Genomic DNA, 16,556 nt, shown 5'->3' with positions numbered 1-16,556 from the left:
CCACCATCAGCTTACATTAGTCTTAAGACTTTGTACGCATGTTTTAAACGAAAGTCCTATATATGTACCTTTATACGTGTGAAAAGAATATACTAATTTATTAACACAACTTAGGAGTGAATATTTTATGTGGGTATCATTAAGAGTAACTGCCGTAGTTCCTTCGACTCCTGGGATACATGTTCCTGCAGTTCATACAGCTAGCTCCGATGTAGGAATTGAACTTCCCGCAACTTGGCAACAATATCAAATTCCCGGTCAAGTTACCCCCTCATTTTGGCATCATGGTGCACACCCAAGTAGTACTACCATTTATAGCCATAGTTATCCTCCACTACCTCCGACTCAAGTCTTTTATCATTTCCCTTCAATTTATTTCCAAAATTTTTATGGTACGTTTAACATTTAATAGCTATCACTGTATTACCCTACATCTTAATAAAGCGAACCTTTAATCCAGTTTCAACATAAAAAGTCGAATTTCTTAAATAAGAAATTCGACTTTTTTATTGTTTTCCAAACGAAAGTAACCGTTAAAGAAAGACATTTATTAAAGACTTGAATATAATTCCCACTTATTTAATGCTTTATGTAATCCATTACAGTTAGTCCCTTTCCGGAATAACCCATACATACAATCATTTCTCTCTTTACGTTACATTTCACATAAACTACATTCACTCTTTTTCTTCTATCCGGCCCTTAACATAAAATTTTCTATAGCAAAATGAAAAAAGCACTTAAGATTGTAAATTCCCACAAATCTTAAGTGCTTTTTTGAAAACTTTTCTATAAATTTTTCTTATTGTCCATTATTGGCAGGAACCTCTCCTGCATTTCCACCATTATTTGGTTGTACTGTTGCAGGTGGGGTTGGAGTTCCTTGACCTCCTCCGCTATTTGCTGGAGGTGTCGTTCCTTGGTTTCCTCCGTTATTCGCTGGAGGTGTCGTTCCTTGACCTCCTCCGTTATTCGCTGGAGGTGTCGTTCCTTGGCCTCCTCCGTTATTTGCTGGAGGTGTCGTTCCTTGGCCTCCTCCGTTATTTTGTTCATTTTGTTTCTTTTCTTCTTCTTGTTTCTTTTGCTCTTCTAGTTTCTTTTGTTCTTCTTGCTTCTTAAGTTCCTCTTGTTTCTTTTGTTCTTCTTGTTTTTTCAGTTCTTCTTGTTTCTTTAATTCTTCTTGCTTTTTCTCTTCTTCAGTTTTTTGCTGTTGATCTTGTTTTGGTTGCTCCGTTGTATCCGGTACGCTAGTATTTGGCGATGAATCACGTTTTTCACCTTTTATACGTAGCTCACTACCTTCTTGAATGACGCTACTTGGCATTTTAAAGCGTGATTTATCTGTAGCCATTTCGCTCATCATTTCTTTAAAGATCAACTGTGCAATTTTCGTATTTTTACTACTAATATACTCGTCTTTGCCATCTTTCATATACCCAGTCCATACTGCCATCGTATATTGCGGTGTATATCCAGCAAACCAACTATCACGAGTTGCACTTTCTGGAATTTTATATTGAGCTAATTGTTTTGATGAGTAGTTTGTCGTACCCGTTTTTCCAGCTACATCTAAAGATGCTACATTTGCAGATGTACCAGTACCTGATCTAACTACAGAACGAAGCATATCTGTAATCATATATGCTGTAGAATCTGTCATAACTTGTTTTGGTTTTTGTCCAAAACTTTGTGACTTACCATCTGGATAAACGACTTTCTTAACAAAATGCGGTTTCGTATATTTACCATCATTACCAAATGCCGCATAAGCGCCCGCTATTTCAGTTGGTGATACTTCATTTGTACCAATCGCTGTTGATTCAGTCGGTGCTGCATTAAATGTAATGCCTAATTTCTCAGAGAAGTCTTTTGATTTATTAATTCCGACTTCTTTCGCAGTCTTAATTGCTGGGATATTTCGTGACTTTTCTAATGCTACACGCATTGTAATTGGACCCATGTGACTTCTATCTGAATTTCGTACTTCTTGTCCCGTTGAATACTTAAATGGAGAGTCATCAATTTGATGGTACGTAGCCCATTTTAAATATTCAATTGCAGGAGCGTAGTCGAAAATCGGCTTCATCGTTGAACCAGCTGCACGATCTAATTCAATTGCCATATTGTGTCCTTTAAATACAGCTTTATTTTCTCCACGGCCACTACCTATAGCACGAACTTCTCCTGTTTTCGTATCCATAAATGTAAATGCACCTTGGAATTTATCGTTCGGATAATCAATGATATTATTATTTAAAATATTATCAGCAAGTTTCTGTGCTTTCGGATCTAACGTTGTATAAATTTCTAAACCGTCAGAACCTATATTAGCATCTGGCAATTCTTTTTCTACTTCTTTCACAACTGCATCCATAAATGCAGGATATGGCATTGTTTGTAGTTGAGTTGCAGGCTTGAGTCCCTTTTCTACGTCAACTTTTGATGCTTCTTCCATTTCCTGTTTTGTTATATATCCATGTCGATTCATTAAGTTTAGAACAACATTTCTTCTTTCTGTTGCTTTTTGAACATTTTCTTTTTTCGTTGGATCATAGTTATTCGGTGCTTTCGGTAAACCTGCAAGCATGGCAACTTCTGGTAATGTTAAGTCCTTCAATTCTTTACCATAGTAGTTTTGTGCTGCTGTTGCGATCCCATATGAACGGTTTCCTAAGTTAATTTTATTTAAGTACATCTCTAATATCTCATGTTTTGAATACTGTTGTTCTAGCTTATAAGCTAAATATATTTCTTGTGCCTTACGCTTTGGTGTTTTGTCCATTGATAAGAAGTAGTTTTTAATAACTTGCTGTGTTATCGTACTTCCACCTTGAGAACCATAATCTCCTTTAAGACTTACTAGAACAGCACGGGCAGTACCTTTAAAATCTACTCCGCTATGCTCATAAAAACGTGAATCTTCTGTCGCTAAAAATGCATTTTCTACTAATTTAGGTATTTGCTCATACGTAACATTCGTCCTTTTTTCTTTTCCATATTCATATACCAAATCCCCGTTTTTATCATAAATTTTTGAGGATAACGGATTAACAAGTTTTGCTTTCTCAAGTTTTGGTGCATCCTTAATCATTACAAAAAAGGTAGCAACCCCCGCCACTAAACCTACAATACCAAGTAATAAACAAGTAATTAAAAACTTGCGAAAGAATGATGTTTTACCTTTTGGTTTTTGTGTTTTAGACGCTGGCTGTTTTTTCTTTTTAACTTGTCGTCGTTCCTCTCGAGAACGATAATTTTCTGACATGTTACTTTCTCCTGCCTTTCAATTCTCCCGTTGATTTACTTAAAAATATTGAGGTCACTTTCTAAAATGAATTTGATTAAGAAAGTATATTGACCTGGAGCATTCAATATTTTCCCAATTCACAGATTATAATTTTTAGAATACTTCTTATACAAACTATTTTCACTTCTATTTTTCCTAATAACGCTGCCCCTTTAAGCATAGAATGTAAAAAGTGAATTTTTAATACCTCGTATAAATAATATACCTTTTTTTCAAATGGTCAATATTTTCTTATTTATAAATCAAAGGTGAAATAAAAATAGCACAACGATATGTACTTCGTGTGAACTTCCTTATAATTACGTATAACAAACATTTAATATATTGCATATAAGTATAATACCTCTTAAATTATAAGGATTTCAACTTCATAACCTCAACATCTACAAGAAATTATTAAAAATGAAAAGTGAGGAGTTGCGTAATGATGAAGCTATCTCCCGTGATTTCAAAAAATATAGTTGCTGTTGGCTACAATCCTTTTTCTATGATTTTGCGAATCCAATTAAAGAATGGTATGTACGATTTCTTTAATGTACCAGAAAGTATCTATACTGGCCTATTACATGCACAATCTAAAAGTTATTATCATAAAACTTACATTAAAAATTCTTTCCGCCACACAAAAATTTAAACTTAACACCCACTAAAAAAAGGAGGTTAATCCTCCTTTTTTTAAAAAATATTTTACAGATAAATTACCTTCGATTCCTCTTATTAATTTCATCATATGCTTGAATTTGTTTTTTCAAACGCCGATCAGCTTTTTTATCATGCACTACAAGAATTGCATGTATAACTCCTGGAACCCAAAATATTAGTGTTAATATGAAATTTATTATTGCCTGAATTGGTTTTCCACAAAATAATACAGCAACAGGCGGAAGAAAAATTGCTAATAAATACATCATCCCTTGAAAACTCCTTATTTTGTATTTTATATATCACTTTTCAAAATATACGCAAAGAAACCTACTACTATTTTAATCTTAACTTGCCTCTAAAATCAATGTCTCTCCTTCTACTTATATAAGTATTTCAGACTTTTCATTGTTTGCTAGCCTATTTTCTTCCTCTATTGCAGTTACTCCAATTGCAGAAATTAACGTTCCAAGCGCTTGTATCCAAATACCAATGAGTGCAATTATTCTCTCATCCTTCTTATCAAAAATACTATCTTCATTTTCTCTCTCATCTTTCAATAAATTTGAAACGCCTTGATACGCTTGTAATCCAGCTCCTAAACTTTGCATGGAGTTACCTAGTATAATAATTTTCTGTAGTACATTTATATCCATCAAAGCTGCTTCTACTCCTAAAAAAGCACCGATTGATTGTAAACTGTTCCCTATAATAATAAGAAAATCATTTTCTTTCAATTGTTCATTTATATTAAAATATGTTCCTATTACATTTGATATATTCCCTAATGCTAATAACTCAATTCCTATTTTATCAAGTAATTTACTTTGATTCTCTAAGCCTATATTTTGATTTTCTCTTTTTTCTTCCCCGTCATCATACTTGCTCGCAATGATTTGTAATATATACCCGAGGGCTTGTAATGAGCTCCCTACAATAACAAGGTCCGATTCAACTTTCTCTTCTCCAATAAATCCTCTTGTCGTCCCAATAGCAGCTGTAAGGTTCCCTCCCACTTGAAACCATGCCCCTGTCACTTTTAAACCGCGTGGATTCATTTTTATCACCTATTTAAATATTTTCTAAAGCTTTCAAAACAAACAAATCTCACCCTTAATCGTTTATTTTATTTTTCATATGTGATTTTGTGAATGATATAATGTACTACCAATATAAAAAAGCACCTTAAAGGTGCTTTTTTATATGCATGCTGGACATGTCAACGAATCTCCATTTTTATCTATTGTTATATTCAATATATATTGAATTGCTTTATGTGACCAAGTTTCAGGTGTAGGTGATTCATTTATATATTGTGGAGCACATGACTTCAGCATTGGAGTACTAATACTCCCTCCAGGATCTAAAGCAACTACAGCCATGCCATAGGGTAATTCCAGGGCCATAGATTTAGTGATACCTTCAATAGCAAATTTCGAGGCACAATATGGCGCAAGCTCAGCCTCACCTTCTCTTCCCCAACTAGAACTCATATTAATGATAATCCCTTCTTTCCTAACTACCATTGCTGGAACAAACGCTCTTATTACATTTACTACACCATTCACGTTTACATTCATTACATTTTCAAATTCTTGAGCCGTAATTTTCCAAAGTTGTGCATTTTGATTTACAATCGATGCATTATTTATTATCAGATTGGGAGCCTTATGTCTATTAAGTATATAATTTGCCCAATTGTTAACTTGCTGAGAATCTGAAATATCAATTACTTGGAAATCATGTATTTTACTGTACTGTTTTTTTAGTTCTTCAATTTTATCTTTTGAGCGTCCACAACCATATATGTTCCACCCTAATTCATGAAATCGATCAACCATCGCACGTCCTAACCCTTGTGTCACACCTGTAATAATTACAGACTTACCAATTTCTTTTCTCTTCATTTCGCTCATCCTCCTTCCCTATATATTACTCTCTTCATTTTTATTCAGCCATTTACTATAGTATCAACTCAACTCATACTTTAGTAATAGTTTTGATATTGCATACATAAACAAAAAAAGTAACCATCATGGTTACTTTTTGCTACCTATCTAAAAATTCATTGTTTATTTCATTATTGTTTTTACATTTCAACTTCTCTTTTCCACATTTCTCACACTAGTAAATATAAACTACACCTAATGTACCTTTTTTTAAAATCCTCATTATCCTGCATCTTAATAAAAATATATTTATGTTTACAATGCGATTCACCCAAATAATTTTTAAACCACTTTTTCAACACAACACATTCCACCTTTATGATAGAACCTTTATTTAGCTGCCTTATGACATACTTTTATTTAAATGTTCAATCTCATATTGCAATTTTTTAAATTGCTCAAAATGCATGGTAATAGATTGACTACTACCATAATCAACATTTTGTTTCACTAATATAACACCCGTATCATGAAAAAGCGCTTCAAGTTCTTTCCTAATAGAAACTTTCGCAATATGAGCTGTTTTAATTGCAGATAAAATTGCAATTTCATTAAACTTTAATTTTATTTCATTTGGACAAAATGCGTCTTCAACTAATATAACTTCATTACTATAAATTAGTGCAACAAGATTACTTGATTTGGCATCTGTTAAATCAACTTTTTTCATAATATCTTTCATTACATTTTGCCTCCTTTATTTTCATATATATTAATTATACAAATTTTTCAAAAAAATACTCAACTTTATTATATTAATTTTAACACACTTTTATTGAAATCCATGCTCCAAACGTTTTACTATCCCACAATTTTTATTGTATGAACCATCTGGACTATAACTCCATATAGTAATGTTAACAACTTATTATAAAGCAGGTGAAAATTATGCCATCAGTTGTAGGAAATTTAGTTGTACAAAATAGTAATGGTTCATTTAACTTAGGTGATTTCTACAACGTTTCTCCGAAAGAAAATACGAAAGCTTATAATGGCTCCGGCGCATCAAACGTTGGTTTTGTTGTTAATACTTTTAGCGGTGTTAGCGCGACCAATACATTTGATTCTGACCTTGCAGATCAAAACCAAGTGGGTACAGCCTAATCTTATGTTTAACTTTCTGTATAGAAAATTTTAATTTGTCTATACTATAATCAGGCTGTTTGACAGCTCTTGTTGATTTTGGAGTACCCTATCTTTTTCTCCCTTTCCCTGGGGCTCAGCAGCTAGCGCGAAGCTAGCTGCTTTTTCTTGTATTATTTATTTCATAAATCAGAAATAAAAGAAGCTGCCATTTAATATTCAGCTTCTTTTACGTTATTTCAATAATATCCATAGCGTTAAATACGTAAGTTTTATAAAAGGCGTCTGTACAAATTACAAATTGTTTTACCGGATTAATATGTACAACTGTCATGTAGCTTGTTAATATGTAGCCATCTTCAAAATATGTTATCAATATTTCTTTCTCAGACAGTAATGAATTTAATAATTTATCAGAAATTCTCTCTTTTGCTTCATTTGTTAAAAGCGGTTTTTGTACTTTTAATTTCTCTCCAATAATCTTTCTCATATTTAAAAGTTGTTCGGATATTACTGTAAACGGAACCCACTCTCTTTCTTCTTTTTGTATCTTTACATCGTTCATTTTTTATCTCCTTGATCATTTATACATTTATTTAGTCATACTATCCCTTAGTTATTTTTAATACTCACTAAACTCGGATTTACTTCTAAATTATAATTAGGTTATCCCTCTAAGGAACATTAGTTCTTATTATACACGAACTTACGTTCTTTTGAGAAGAGCCATACTTATTATTTTTTAACAAAAAACACAATTTTATTTACCTCTATACTTTCTTTTTCCTTTATCAAATAAACTTCTCATTTCTTATGTAAAATGAAATACATATAACAACTAAAAAGCGACTTCACACAAAGTGAAATCGCCTTTTTCTAAAAAATATTTCAAATTTTATTTTTCTATCCTAACTAATGTTCTTTCTGGAATACATAATTCATCTATATTAAAATGATTTATTTTTAATTTCAATTCCCCTACTCATTCCTTACCTTCATCACCAACCCAACAACTAAATAATTCGAAATAGTCTCCATCTTCCAAATAGCCTTCCATAATCTTGCATAAAGTTAAAAGTTTTTCTTTCGCTTCTTTTTTCCTTTACGTTTTGCCACTCGACAAATTCAATTCCCCAACTAGTTGAAACCTCATATGTGAAATTTGTTTGGAATTGATACTCTTGTACAATTTCAAGCATACTTTCATCTGAAAAACACGGTCCAAAAACAATTACATCATTAGAATCTGGAACCGTTAACTGAATTTCTACATTACAGCCTATGTAACTAGCTAAACTCATTTTATACTCCTCCAATATTCGTATAAAAAATACTTCATAGTATATTTATTCATATATAAAATCCCTACCCAAACAAAAAAGTTTTAAATTTTTTCGTTTATTAACCATCTATAACTGAAAACATATACTATGATGAACGAACTCACAAAGCATAAGAAAAGAGAACATTTACAACACTCTCTTTTCTTACATACTCTATGAAACTTTGCAAAACTGAATCAGTGATTTTTATTATTATATTTTATTACATAGGTTGTACTATTATATGTAACTCTCTCTCTGTATCCGATTTTTTCGGATGACGAAAATAATTAAGTTCGTACTTTAACACTTTATACTTAACCATCCCTATTTTAATCCCTTTCGTTTCTTTTAATATTGCTAATAAATCACTTATATTTTCATCATATGACTCAAATATTTTCGCGCCGCCCTCTCCCTGAAAGATTACTTTCATATATTCTCTCCACCTTAATTTATTGATATGGTAAATGACGCGTTTAAAGCGATTCATTCTTTATCCTAAAATTTTCATACTAAAAAGAACATCCTTTCCAATCGAATGCTCAGCTTTTTACTAATTATCCACGTTAAATATTTATTCAAAAACATTATATGTATTATTTTGTAAATTATGTTCGATACCCATTATTAAAGAGTAAATATATGTAACAAACTTGCATAATGAAAACCGTATCATATCTACTTCCATTGAAATAATTATAATTCCTTTAATTTAAACCCATAATTTCCCATTGTAATTCTTAATATTTAAATGTAATATTGTATTGTCTTACTATCTATTTATAACTCACACACTAATTAGAAAAGGGAACTCTATATGAGTTCCCTTTTCTAGTTATGATTACAGTCATTATTTCTTTTCTAGAAATTTAAATGTATCTTTAAATTCTTTATTATTCACTTTAATATTAGCATCTTTCAATAAATCATTGACTACTTGTTGTTTCCATTTACCTGTCGTATCTTCTAGTCTTTGTTGTTCTAAATCTTTACGAATTTTATCTTTTACTTCATCAAATGGCTTCAATTCTTTTTTATCCGTCACTTTAATAATATGGTAACCGTAAGTTGTTTTAACTGGATCACTTACTTGGCCTGCATCTAATTTATACGCAGCTTCCTCAAATTCTTTCACTGTTTGCCCAGGAGCAAAACCAGATATTTCCCCGCCCTGTTCCTTTGAACCAGTATCTTCTGAATACTGTTTTGCTAAGGCAGCAAAATCTTCACCATTATTTACTTTCTCCTTTATTTCTTTAGCCGTTTTTTCATCTTTCACTAAAATGTGACTTACTTTCATTTCTGGTTTATAGTTATCTTTCACATCTTTTTCTGTAACTGTTGCTTTGATTGCTTTCTCAAATGCAATTTCTGGCTTCATTTTTTCTTTTAATTCATCTTCATTTTTCAATCCAAGTTGTTCTAAAGTCGATTTAAAGTTCTCACCCATTTTATCTTTTGCTTCTTCTACTTTCTTTTTTGCTTCCTCATCTGAAACTTTATATTTATCTAGCAATGCCTTACTTAACATCATTTGATATAAAGTACTTTCTCCATATTGTTGTCGTAATTCTTTACTTAATTCTTTCTCTGTAACATTTCCTACTTTTGATGTTACTACGTTGTCTGAGGAACCACATGCAGATAATGCTAGCATCAAGCATGAAATAATCGTTCCAATAAATATCTTTTTCTTTTTCAATTCAAATACCTCACTTTTATCATTATGCAAATTAACTATACACAGTCATTGTGAAAACAGTGTGTTTTCTACATGTAATTCATTTCATATGAGTAGACTATGCATCATGTATTTTCATTTTTAAATATAAAGAGTTTTCTTACTATGTATAGTAAGAAAACTCTTTATATGCTCCAAAAAAATATAACTTCTATAGTTACTTAATAATTACATGTTCTTCAGGTATCCAACTATTCTGCCCGATATCTACCGCATTTCCCACTCTATCCCACACTCGAAAAGATGTCGATCCATCTATATTTCCTTTATAATTCATACATTCAGGCTCTTCATAATAATTTACTCTGTAGCCGACAGGATATTTCGAAGTTGCATAAAACCATTTCACCTTAAAATGTTTTAAATATGCCCACTGCTTATCGTTCCCTAAACAAATCATATCTTGCTCACCGCCTTCCCAATAACCTGTTAAGATTAAATATGGAATTTTCTGAGTGAGTGCACCTGTAAATTGAGGATTCATAGGGTTCTCATATAAATTTATTCCGTATCCATCAGGATATTTCGAAACTGCAATACCAATGCCATTCGGTTGCTGTGTATACACTATGTTAGGTTGATTTGCTTTGTTCGAATCTATAAACCAAGAAAGTGACTTATTTCCTACTAATCGATTCAGATCACATTTCCCAACCCCAGGAACATTCCCTGAATCCGTATATTGCCAAATATCACATGGATATGCTGGCTTATTCCCTCCATAACGAGGGATCCATACGAAATCAGCTTCAATATTACGTGCTCCAAATGATAAATACATGTGATGCCCTACATATAATCCTACTTTTTCCGCACCTAAACGGCGTAATTCATCAATAAATGCCTGTGTCCCGCCTTGCATATCTGCCATCGTTTGAACTTCTACGTCCGCCACCCAAAACTTAGCTGATTGATCACCACGATTCCAAAAATCTTGTGCCTCTTTCTTTGCATCAGCAATAGATATAAAACGGCAAAAAGCATAATTACCGAATGGGATACTATACTTTTTCATTTCACTAACATAATTTTGATACATAAAATCCACCGTATTAGAGCCATCTTGAACTCTAGCTATCACTAAATCTAGCTGAGATGCTGCAATATCCCAATTGATAGTTCCATTCCATTTTGAAATATCTACAATATAACCCATACATTCCAGCTCCTTTTTAATGTCTTATTCATAGCTTGTTTTATTGTAAGCCTTATCTCTCTAAAACTAGCTATCTATAATATAAATAAAAAGAATCGTTACTGTTTTTCAAAATATATTCTCTTTCAGAAATATTTCTATTAGCTTTAACATGTATGTCACAAAAAATATTATCATATTCGAAATATACCTTACTATTTGTTATGTAGTCTCATCCTATCAATTTAGGTATTGATCATTTTTACGGATATTAGAAAAAATCCTCCTATAGTATTAACTTAAAACTTCCAGTATCAATTCCCTTTCAGTTAATAAAAATCATTCCTCATTTTCTATATATTCTTAAATCAAAATTACTATCTTTCCATGAAATATGAGATTTAGAAAAATTTTAATTAATTGAAAATTATTCCTGTTAACCTACAATTGTCCAACCTGAACACTATTGGTGCATAAAAAAGACATTTTCTATTACTGAAAATGTCTTTTTATAGTCTAATAAAACAATTTTGGTGTTAAATCTTTATTTTGTAATTGTGTATTTTCACTGTTCATAACACAACTTGTAGAAAATAATATTGGGCTATCACAAACCTCATCATTCATTACATCACGAAATACATTGGCAGCAACACCTGTAAACGTTTGACATAAGTTAGAAATATCGTCATTGAAAAACTGAATGACTTCCGCAGTGAACACCGGAAAGACAACATTCGGTCCGCCAGGGAACTGAGGCTGTACCACAACTTGTTCAAAATAAGGATTGTTTTCTAGTGCTACTTGAAATAAATGAGCTATTTCAAATGCATCTAGTGGACAAGGAAATGGATTTACAATTTCATTCTCATTATTCGTTACAATAACTGTCACACTTACATTCCCAAATTGTACAAAAGATTTTAAAAACGTTGCTAACGCTCTCGCTTTTTCATTACTTAACGCATGCACTAAAATAATATAATTACCACCAACAGGAATAAGTGGCCCAACTGTAACAGTTGGATCAGCACCTATTGAATTTTTTAATTCATTAAAATATGTGATCCACGGTGGCGAAAGCTGAGCTTGTACATTTTCTTCCACTATTTTATACTACCTCCTTATACAATTCTTACTAACATGATATGTAACAAATTAAAAAATGTATTAGTTATATTAACTATTTTCGTATTTATTGATTATATTAATTAAACATTTTATTTCGCATTCTCAATTTCCCTTTTACATCTTTAAGCACTTTTACTACTATGAAATTCTTTATTATAAGCAAATCCACTGAAATTTCATATTATACTAATACGACTCTATATCCATTAAATTATAATACTCAATATTAGGAGCTGATTTCATGGAAAAAAAGCCTATCGTGTTCAAAATCCCACCAAATTCAAAGCTAAAAGTTACATTTTTCGGTCCTTGTAACGAAGTAATTACAAATGTGTCTATTATTAATCAACTATGCACCCCAAAATGTCAAACTATCACGCAATATCCAGACTTTAAGAAATATGTAACTGAAGTACGATCGTTATCCCGTTGTTAGTCCGCATAATGCACGATTTTCACAACTTTGTTACCTAAAATAACTGAGAAAGAAAATGACTGCATTCCTAGACTAAAATTACTCATTTTATGATATTCCATTGATAATTCATTGATTTTTTACACGTTTTTATTAAAAGGACATATATTATCGTATGGAGATTATCCACTCATAAAACCTATCTTTCTTTGGAGCGTACTTATTATGTATGCTCTTTTTTTATGTAACCGTCCCCTTCTAAATTGACCAACAATATATTAAAATTCTTTATGTACTCAAGGAGGTCAAATATGTTCAAGCTGCATCCAATACTACTCATCTTAGGATTGATTTTGTTTTTATATAGTGTAATCGCCTTTATGTTATTCTTTTCAGTGTACTAGCATTCCCTACACAAATTTATGTTCAATATGTAATTTCTATATAGTAAAGAAAAAACGTAATGATGCGATCTTTTATGTATTTCGTCTTTCTTGTTCTATAAAAAAACTAGTAAACTTACTAACACTGAGTTTTCACAAGCATGTTACTTATTTACATATTATTTTTTTCATTATCTGAATAAGGTTAAAGCCTCTACAAATTAAACTACACTTTACCTGTTTACTTATATATTTTAGAAAAACAATAATAATCCCCCACCATTTGGTAAGGGGATTAACTAAACCTACTAAAAAACATTTAATGATCTGTTTTATTTAATTGGAGAAGGAAATCTTGCCGCTTCAAAGTGAACCGTATTTAAACCATTAACATTTTGTACAATTACGCCCGCAATACTACTTTCTGCAAAAACTTCAACTGAATCTCCTGCTTCTAATTGAAGAATAGTAGTTACTGAAACATCATTATTAAAAAATACTCCTGTTCCAAAGAAATCATTATCTATCGCTATTGCTAGATTTCCATTTACACGAATTTCTACTCTAGCTCTGTAATTCACATTAAAATCATTTGGAGAAAATGTTATATTTCCTAATACACTATATACCCCTCTAGTTTTCGGAGTGAAAATGGATGTTACTGGATTATATTCATTCGCTAGATCAAATTGTTCATTTTGAAATAATACTTTAACAGGAGTATTTGCTAGAACAGGTTGATTAACTGTATTCACAGCTCTAAATGCCGATGCCCTTACAAGCTCCTCTTTCTTATCATCACAACACTTCACCTTTACATACTTCCTATCACATTTACTACTTTTTCTATAACAATCATGACTTTCCTTTTTGTAATCTTTACAATACTTACAGTAATAATAAGACATAGTTAGTCCCCCTTTACACTTATTTTTATATAGTATGCTATATAGATTAGAATAGCTTGGACGACCTGTTACTATTTTTAATAGAGTAAAAAACCCTCACCATTTCGGTGAGGATTTACCTTTAAGCTTCTGTAAACTCAATGTTTAATGACTTTATTTAATCGGAGAAGGAAATCTTGCTACTTCAAAATGTGCACCATCTTCTAAAGGACTTAAAACTCCATCTATACTACTTTGTGCATAAACCTCAACTTCATCCCCTGCATTCAATTGAACAATCGTCGAAACACTTACTACATTTCCAAAACTTATTGGACCAAAAAAGTCATTATCTATAGCTATCGCTGCGTTTCCATTCACACGAATTTCTACACGCGCTCTATAATTTAAAGTTGGATCGTTTGGAAAGAAACCAATCGTTCCAATAATAGAATATACTCCTTTAGTCTTCGGCATAAAAATAGATGTTGCTGGATTATACTCATTCGCTAAATCAAATTGTTCATTTTGAAATAACACTTTCACAAAAGTATTAGCAGGAACATTTTGATTCACAGTATTTCTAGCTCTAAATGCCGATGCTCTAACAAGATTGTCCTTGTTATCATGGCACTTACTAGTGTTCTTACAACAATCATGGTGCTTCTTTTTATACTCCTTACAATACTTACAGTAGTAATAACAAGACATACTAATTCCCCTTTCAAACTTATTACTACATATTATGTAAGATTGATTTATAAGGTTTGGACTAGCTATTTTTATTGTTCATAAGGGCGCTATTAACCTGCACCCTTATTTATATACACCACTTCATTCCTTACTAGTTATAAGTTGTATACAGTTCCATATGGAATAGTAAGAAAAGAACTTCCATACGGTGTAACATGATGTACTGGGTAAAAATACTCTACGGATGAGTAATATGGTTGTACTCCTTGCTGCTGCATTTGCATTTGTTGTTGCATTTGTAATGCTTGTTGAATAGCTTGGACTGTACTTTGTGCTCCACTATACGTTATAGACGTACCATACGCTGGTCGCATGCCAGCTTGAGAATTAAAATATGAATAAAACATGATTTTCAACTCACTTCCATATAATTTGTTACAAATTATATTATGATTCTTTATTTCAGTGGGTACTATAAAGCTAGTCCGCTCGCTTATATTCAAATGACAAAATAAAAAAGTAGCTGCTAGACTACCTCGAATTCTTCTTATCACCAAATGAAATGATATACATATTCTCCTGTTACACGCTCATCAATTCCCGCAACCCTAACGAACCTCAGTAAATCCGCCCCTTGAAGAAAATATACCGAAATCGTAACCGGTACTTGTGACCACATGAATTGATAAAGCTCATTCACTCTCTGATTCGTCGTAACAATTAAATCATTTACAGGTCCATGATTCCATGCAGAGGTTTGAACTGAAGTGAAAGAAAGATCTTTTCCATTAACCACTATTCTTGATACGCTTTGAGTTATGTCCACAATAATCCCCTCCAACATTACAAAAATCGGACCTTTTTTAGTTCATATTATTATAAATATTCTTAACTGCAATAAATGTTTAAGGCAAATCCCTAATAAAATTTTTTTATTAATATCCCTTAATTCCCATTACAATCATATAATTTCTAACCTTATTCAATTTTTGTAATTAAAATAAAAAGGCATCTTAATTAGATGCCCTTTACTTATCTTTTAATACAATTCTACTGTTAAAATAGCGATGCCGCATCTGATACAAGCGATAGAATCCTTAAGTTTATGAAACATACAAGAAACATCTTTATCTTCCCATGATAGAGAATTATTCAAGCTTAGGTTATTTATTGCAGTAAATAATCTAGAATTCAATTATTTGTTTTTTCTTTCTTGTTTTCTTTTTAAATAGGCGAAACTTTCTAATAATAAAAACAGACGATTTAATGTAAATGGTAACCCTGCAATTCAGAAGTTTGACACAATCCTGGAAAAAGCTTATAAAGAAAAGTGAGGTTCCGTTATTTTCACACTTAGAAGTGCAGTCATGTTATATACAAGTTAAAATACAGTTTTATAAGTGTGAACGAACTACAAAACTAAAAAACAAATAATAAGTTTGCAACATGTTTGCAAATACGAATTTTGCATATAAATTCGTGTAATATTGAAAGGAGTTTTACTTATGAAAGAAATTAAAACAGAACAAGAATTCAAAGACATCATCGCAAGCGAGGAGCCAGTAGTTGTTAAGTTCTTTACTACATGGTGCCCAGATTGCGTACGTATGGACAACTTTATCGGAGATGTAATGGAAGAGTTCAATAAATTTGAATGGTATTCTATTAATAAAGATGAGTTTCCAAGTATCGCTGAAGAGTATCAAGTAATGGGTATTCCAAGTTTACTTGTATACCAAAATGGTGAGAAGCTAGGCCACTTACATAGTGCTAATGCAAAAACTGAAGAGCAAGTTACTGAGTTTTTAGAAGCATACTAAAATAAAAGCCCTCTGGAAAATATTTTTCAGAGGGCTTTCATCTGT

19 protein-coding genes and 2 pseudogenes are annotated in these 16,556 nt (G+C 31.7%); 5 read left to right on the top strand and 16 right to left on the bottom strand.

Going from position 1 to position 16,556, the window contains the following annotated elements:
* The first annotated feature begins 127 nt into the window (after positions 1-127).
* The gene (locus NZ044_RS11510; protein ID WP_000270162.1) at positions 128-409 is read left to right on the top strand and encodes a hypothetical protein; all 282 of its coding nucleotides are present in this window, start codon (positions 128-130) and stop codon (positions 407-409) included.
* A gap of 393 nt (positions 410-802) precedes the next feature.
* Here NZ044_RS11510 and NZ044_RS11505 read toward each other — a convergent pair whose 3' ends face one another.
* Positions 803-3,265: a transglycosylase domain-containing protein gene (locus NZ044_RS11505; RefSeq protein WP_118962000.1), complete on the bottom strand. Its 2,463-nt coding sequence runs from the start codon at positions 3,263-3,265 to the stop codon at positions 803-805.
* Positions 3,266-3,731: 466 nt separating this feature from the next.
* Between NZ044_RS11505 and NZ044_RS11500 the strand changes: the two genes are divergently transcribed.
* Positions 3,732-3,941 (top strand): KTSC domain-containing protein, encoded by a 210-nt coding sequence (locus tag NZ044_RS11500; protein ID WP_000977080.1) that lies wholly within the window; start codon positions 3,732-3,734, stop codon positions 3,939-3,941.
* 64 nt (positions 3,942-4,005) lie between these two features.
* Here the strand turns inward: NZ044_RS11500 and NZ044_RS11495 are convergent, their stop codons facing one another.
* The 5 genes and pseudogenes from NZ044_RS11495 to NZ044_RS11475 form a co-directional block, all read right to left on the bottom strand.
* The gene (locus NZ044_RS11495) at positions 4,006-4,218 is read right to left on the bottom strand and encodes a YqaE/Pmp3 family membrane protein (protein WP_000990219.1); all 213 of its coding nucleotides are present in this window, start codon (positions 4,216-4,218) and stop codon (positions 4,006-4,008) included.
* 114 nt (positions 4,219-4,332) lie between these two features.
* The gene (locus NZ044_RS11490; protein WP_001069566.1) at positions 4,333-5,007 is read right to left on the bottom strand and encodes a DUF6944 family repetitive protein; all 675 of its coding nucleotides are present in this window, start codon (positions 5,005-5,007) and stop codon (positions 4,333-4,335) included.
* 141 nt (positions 5,008-5,148) lie between these two features.
* The gene (locus tag NZ044_RS11485) at positions 5,149-5,856 is read right to left on the bottom strand and encodes an SDR family oxidoreductase (protein WP_000823053.1); all 708 of its coding nucleotides are present in this window, start codon (positions 5,854-5,856) and stop codon (positions 5,149-5,151) included.
* 142 nt (positions 5,857-5,998) lie between these two features.
* A pseudogene (locus NZ044_RS11480) lies at positions 5,999-6,200 on the bottom strand (hypothetical protein).
* 41 nt (positions 6,201-6,241) lie between these two features.
* Positions 6,242-6,580, bottom strand: coding sequence for a hypothetical protein (locus tag NZ044_RS11475; protein ID WP_000651908.1), 339 nt, complete (start codon positions 6,578-6,580; stop codon positions 6,242-6,244).
* Positions 6,581-6,786: 206 nt separating this feature from the next.
* Between NZ044_RS11475 and gerPF the strand changes: the two genes are divergently transcribed.
* Positions 6,787-7,002 (top strand): spore germination protein GerPF, encoded by a 216-nt coding sequence (gerPF, locus tag NZ044_RS11470; protein WP_001141569.1) that lies wholly within the window; start codon positions 6,787-6,789, stop codon positions 7,000-7,002.
* A gap of 208 nt (positions 7,003-7,210) precedes the next feature.
* Here the strand turns inward: gerPF and NZ044_RS11465 are convergent, their stop codons facing one another.
* From NZ044_RS11465 to NZ044_RS11440, 6 genes and pseudogenes are all read right to left on the bottom strand, one after another.
* A complete protein-coding gene (locus NZ044_RS11465) occupies positions 7,211-7,546 on the bottom strand; it encodes a YolD-like family protein (protein ID WP_002162812.1) in 336 nt (111 codons plus the stop codon).
* A gap of 330 nt (positions 7,547-7,876) precedes the next feature.
* Positions 7,877-8,282, bottom strand: a pseudogene (locus NZ044_RS11460) (hypothetical protein).
* 244 nt (positions 8,283-8,526) lie between these two features.
* The gene (locus NZ044_RS11455) at positions 8,527-8,739 is read right to left on the bottom strand and encodes a hypothetical protein (RefSeq protein WP_000864274.1); all 213 of its coding nucleotides are present in this window, start codon (positions 8,737-8,739) and stop codon (positions 8,527-8,529) included.
* A 417-nt stretch (positions 8,740-9,156) separates the two neighbouring features.
* A complete protein-coding gene (locus NZ044_RS11450) occupies positions 9,157-10,008 on the bottom strand; it encodes a peptidylprolyl isomerase PrsA (RefSeq protein ID WP_000727339.1) in 852 nt (283 codons plus the stop codon).
* 196 nt (positions 10,009-10,204) lie between these two features.
* Positions 10,205-11,203 carry a glycoside hydrolase family 25 protein gene (locus NZ044_RS11445; protein ID WP_000540669.1) on the bottom strand — a complete coding sequence of 333 codons (999 nt, stop codon included), beginning with the start codon at positions 11,201-11,203 and terminating at the stop codon, positions 10,205-10,207.
* Between the two features lie 495 nt (positions 11,204-11,698).
* On the bottom strand, positions 11,699-12,289 hold the full coding sequence (locus NZ044_RS11440; RefSeq protein WP_000392278.1) for a hypothetical protein: 591 nt from the start codon (positions 12,287-12,289) through the stop codon (positions 11,699-11,701).
* Between the two features lie 265 nt (positions 12,290-12,554).
* Here NZ044_RS11440 and NZ044_RS11435 point away from each other — a divergent pair, with 265 nt between their 5' ends.
* Positions 12,555-12,749: a hypothetical protein gene (locus NZ044_RS11435; protein WP_000412557.1), complete on the top strand. Its 195-nt coding sequence runs from the start codon at positions 12,555-12,557 to the stop codon at positions 12,747-12,749.
* A 694-nt stretch (positions 12,750-13,443) separates the two neighbouring features.
* On the opposite strand, the gene NZ044_RS11430 is transcribed toward NZ044_RS11435, so the two are convergent.
* From NZ044_RS11430 to NZ044_RS11415, 4 genes are all read right to left on the bottom strand, one after another.
* A complete protein-coding gene (locus tag NZ044_RS11430) occupies positions 13,444-14,019 on the bottom strand; it encodes a hypothetical protein (protein ID WP_000122940.1) in 576 nt (191 codons plus the stop codon).
* A gap of 153 nt (positions 14,020-14,172) precedes the next feature.
* Entirely contained in the window at positions 14,173-14,709 is a 537-nt protein-coding gene (locus tag NZ044_RS11425) for a C1q-like domain-containing protein (protein ID WP_002162813.1), read from the bottom strand.
* Positions 14,710-14,846: 137 nt separating this feature from the next.
* On the bottom strand, positions 14,847-15,098 hold the full coding sequence (locus NZ044_RS11420; RefSeq protein ID WP_000500101.1) for a DUF3947 family protein: 252 nt from the start codon (positions 15,096-15,098) through the stop codon (positions 14,847-14,849).
* Positions 15,099-15,241: 143 nt separating this feature from the next.
* The gene (locus tag NZ044_RS11415) at positions 15,242-15,517 is read right to left on the bottom strand and encodes a hypothetical protein (protein ID WP_000355694.1); all 276 of its coding nucleotides are present in this window, start codon (positions 15,515-15,517) and stop codon (positions 15,242-15,244) included.
* Positions 15,518-16,196: 679 nt separating this feature from the next.
* On the opposite strand from NZ044_RS11415, the gene NZ044_RS11410 reads away from it, so the two are divergent.
* Positions 16,197-16,511, top strand: a complete 315-nt coding sequence (locus NZ044_RS11410; RefSeq protein WP_000658787.1) for a thioredoxin family protein — start codon at positions 16,197-16,199, stop codon at positions 16,509-16,511.
* Positions 16,512-16,556 lie beyond the last annotated feature (45 nt).

The sequence above is a fragment of the Bacillus sp. FSL K6-1338 genome (assembly GCF_038006965.1).
Lineage (GTDB): Bacteria > Bacillota > Bacilli > Bacillales > Bacillaceae_G > Bacillus_A > Bacillus_A thuringiensis_S.
The sequence above is the reverse complement of the archived record's forward strand: the minus strand, read 5'-3'. Positions and strand labels throughout refer to the sequence as shown.

Bases quoted from the DNA above. Each gene is read 5' to 3' on its own strand.
- NZ044_RS11510 (WP_000270162.1), top strand. From the start codon at position 128: ATGTGGGTATCATTAAGAGTAACTGCCGTAGTTCCTTCGACTCCTGGG.
- NZ044_RS11505 (WP_118962000.1), bottom strand. From the start codon at position 3,265: ATGTCAGAAAATTATCGTTCTCGAGAGGAACGACGACAAGTTAAAAAG.
- NZ044_RS11500 (WP_000977080.1), top strand. From the start codon at position 3,732: ATGATGAAGCTATCTCCCGTGATTTCAAAAAATATAGTTGCTGTTGGC.
- NZ044_RS11495 (WP_000990219.1), bottom strand. From the start codon at position 4,218: ATGATGTATTTATTAGCAATTTTTCTTCCGCCTGTTGCTGTATTATTT.
- NZ044_RS11490 (WP_001069566.1), bottom strand. From the start codon at position 5,007: ATGAATCCACGCGGTTTAAAAGTGACAGGGGCATGGTTTCAAGTGGGA.
- NZ044_RS11485 (WP_000823053.1), bottom strand. From the start codon at position 5,856: ATGAAGAGAAAAGAAATTGGTAAGTCTGTAATTATTACAGGTGTGACA.
- NZ044_RS11475 (WP_000651908.1), bottom strand. From the start codon at position 6,580: ATGAAAGATATTATGAAAAAAGTTGATTTAACAGATGCCAAATCAAGT.
- gerPF (WP_001141569.1), top strand. From the start codon at position 6,787: ATGCCATCAGTTGTAGGAAATTTAGTTGTACAAAATAGTAATGGTTCA.
- NZ044_RS11465 (WP_002162812.1), bottom strand. From the start codon at position 7,546: ATGAACGATGTAAAGATACAAAAAGAAGAAAGAGAGTGGGTTCCGTTT.
- NZ044_RS11455 (WP_000864274.1), bottom strand. From the start codon at position 8,739: ATGAAAGTAATCTTTCAGGGAGAGGGCGGCGCGAAAATATTTGAGTCA.
- NZ044_RS11445 (WP_000540669.1), bottom strand. From the start codon at position 11,203: ATGGGTTATATTGTAGATATTTCAAAATGGAATGGAACTATCAATTGG.
- NZ044_RS11435 (WP_000412557.1), top strand. From the start codon at position 12,555: ATGGAAAAAAAGCCTATCGTGTTCAAAATCCCACCAAATTCAAAGCTA.
- NZ044_RS11430 (WP_000122940.1), bottom strand. From the start codon at position 14,019: ATGTCTTATTATTACTGTAAGTATTGTAAAGATTACAAAAAGGAAAGT.
- NZ044_RS11425 (WP_002162813.1), bottom strand. From the start codon at position 14,709: ATGTCTTGTTATTACTACTGTAAGTATTGTAAGGAGTATAAAAAGAAG.
- NZ044_RS11420 (WP_000500101.1), bottom strand. From the start codon at position 15,098: ATGTTTTATTCATATTTTAATTCTCAAGCTGGCATGCGACCAGCGTAT.
- NZ044_RS11410 (WP_000658787.1), top strand. From the start codon at position 16,197: ATGAAAGAAATTAAAACAGAACAAGAATTCAAAGACATCATCGCAAGC.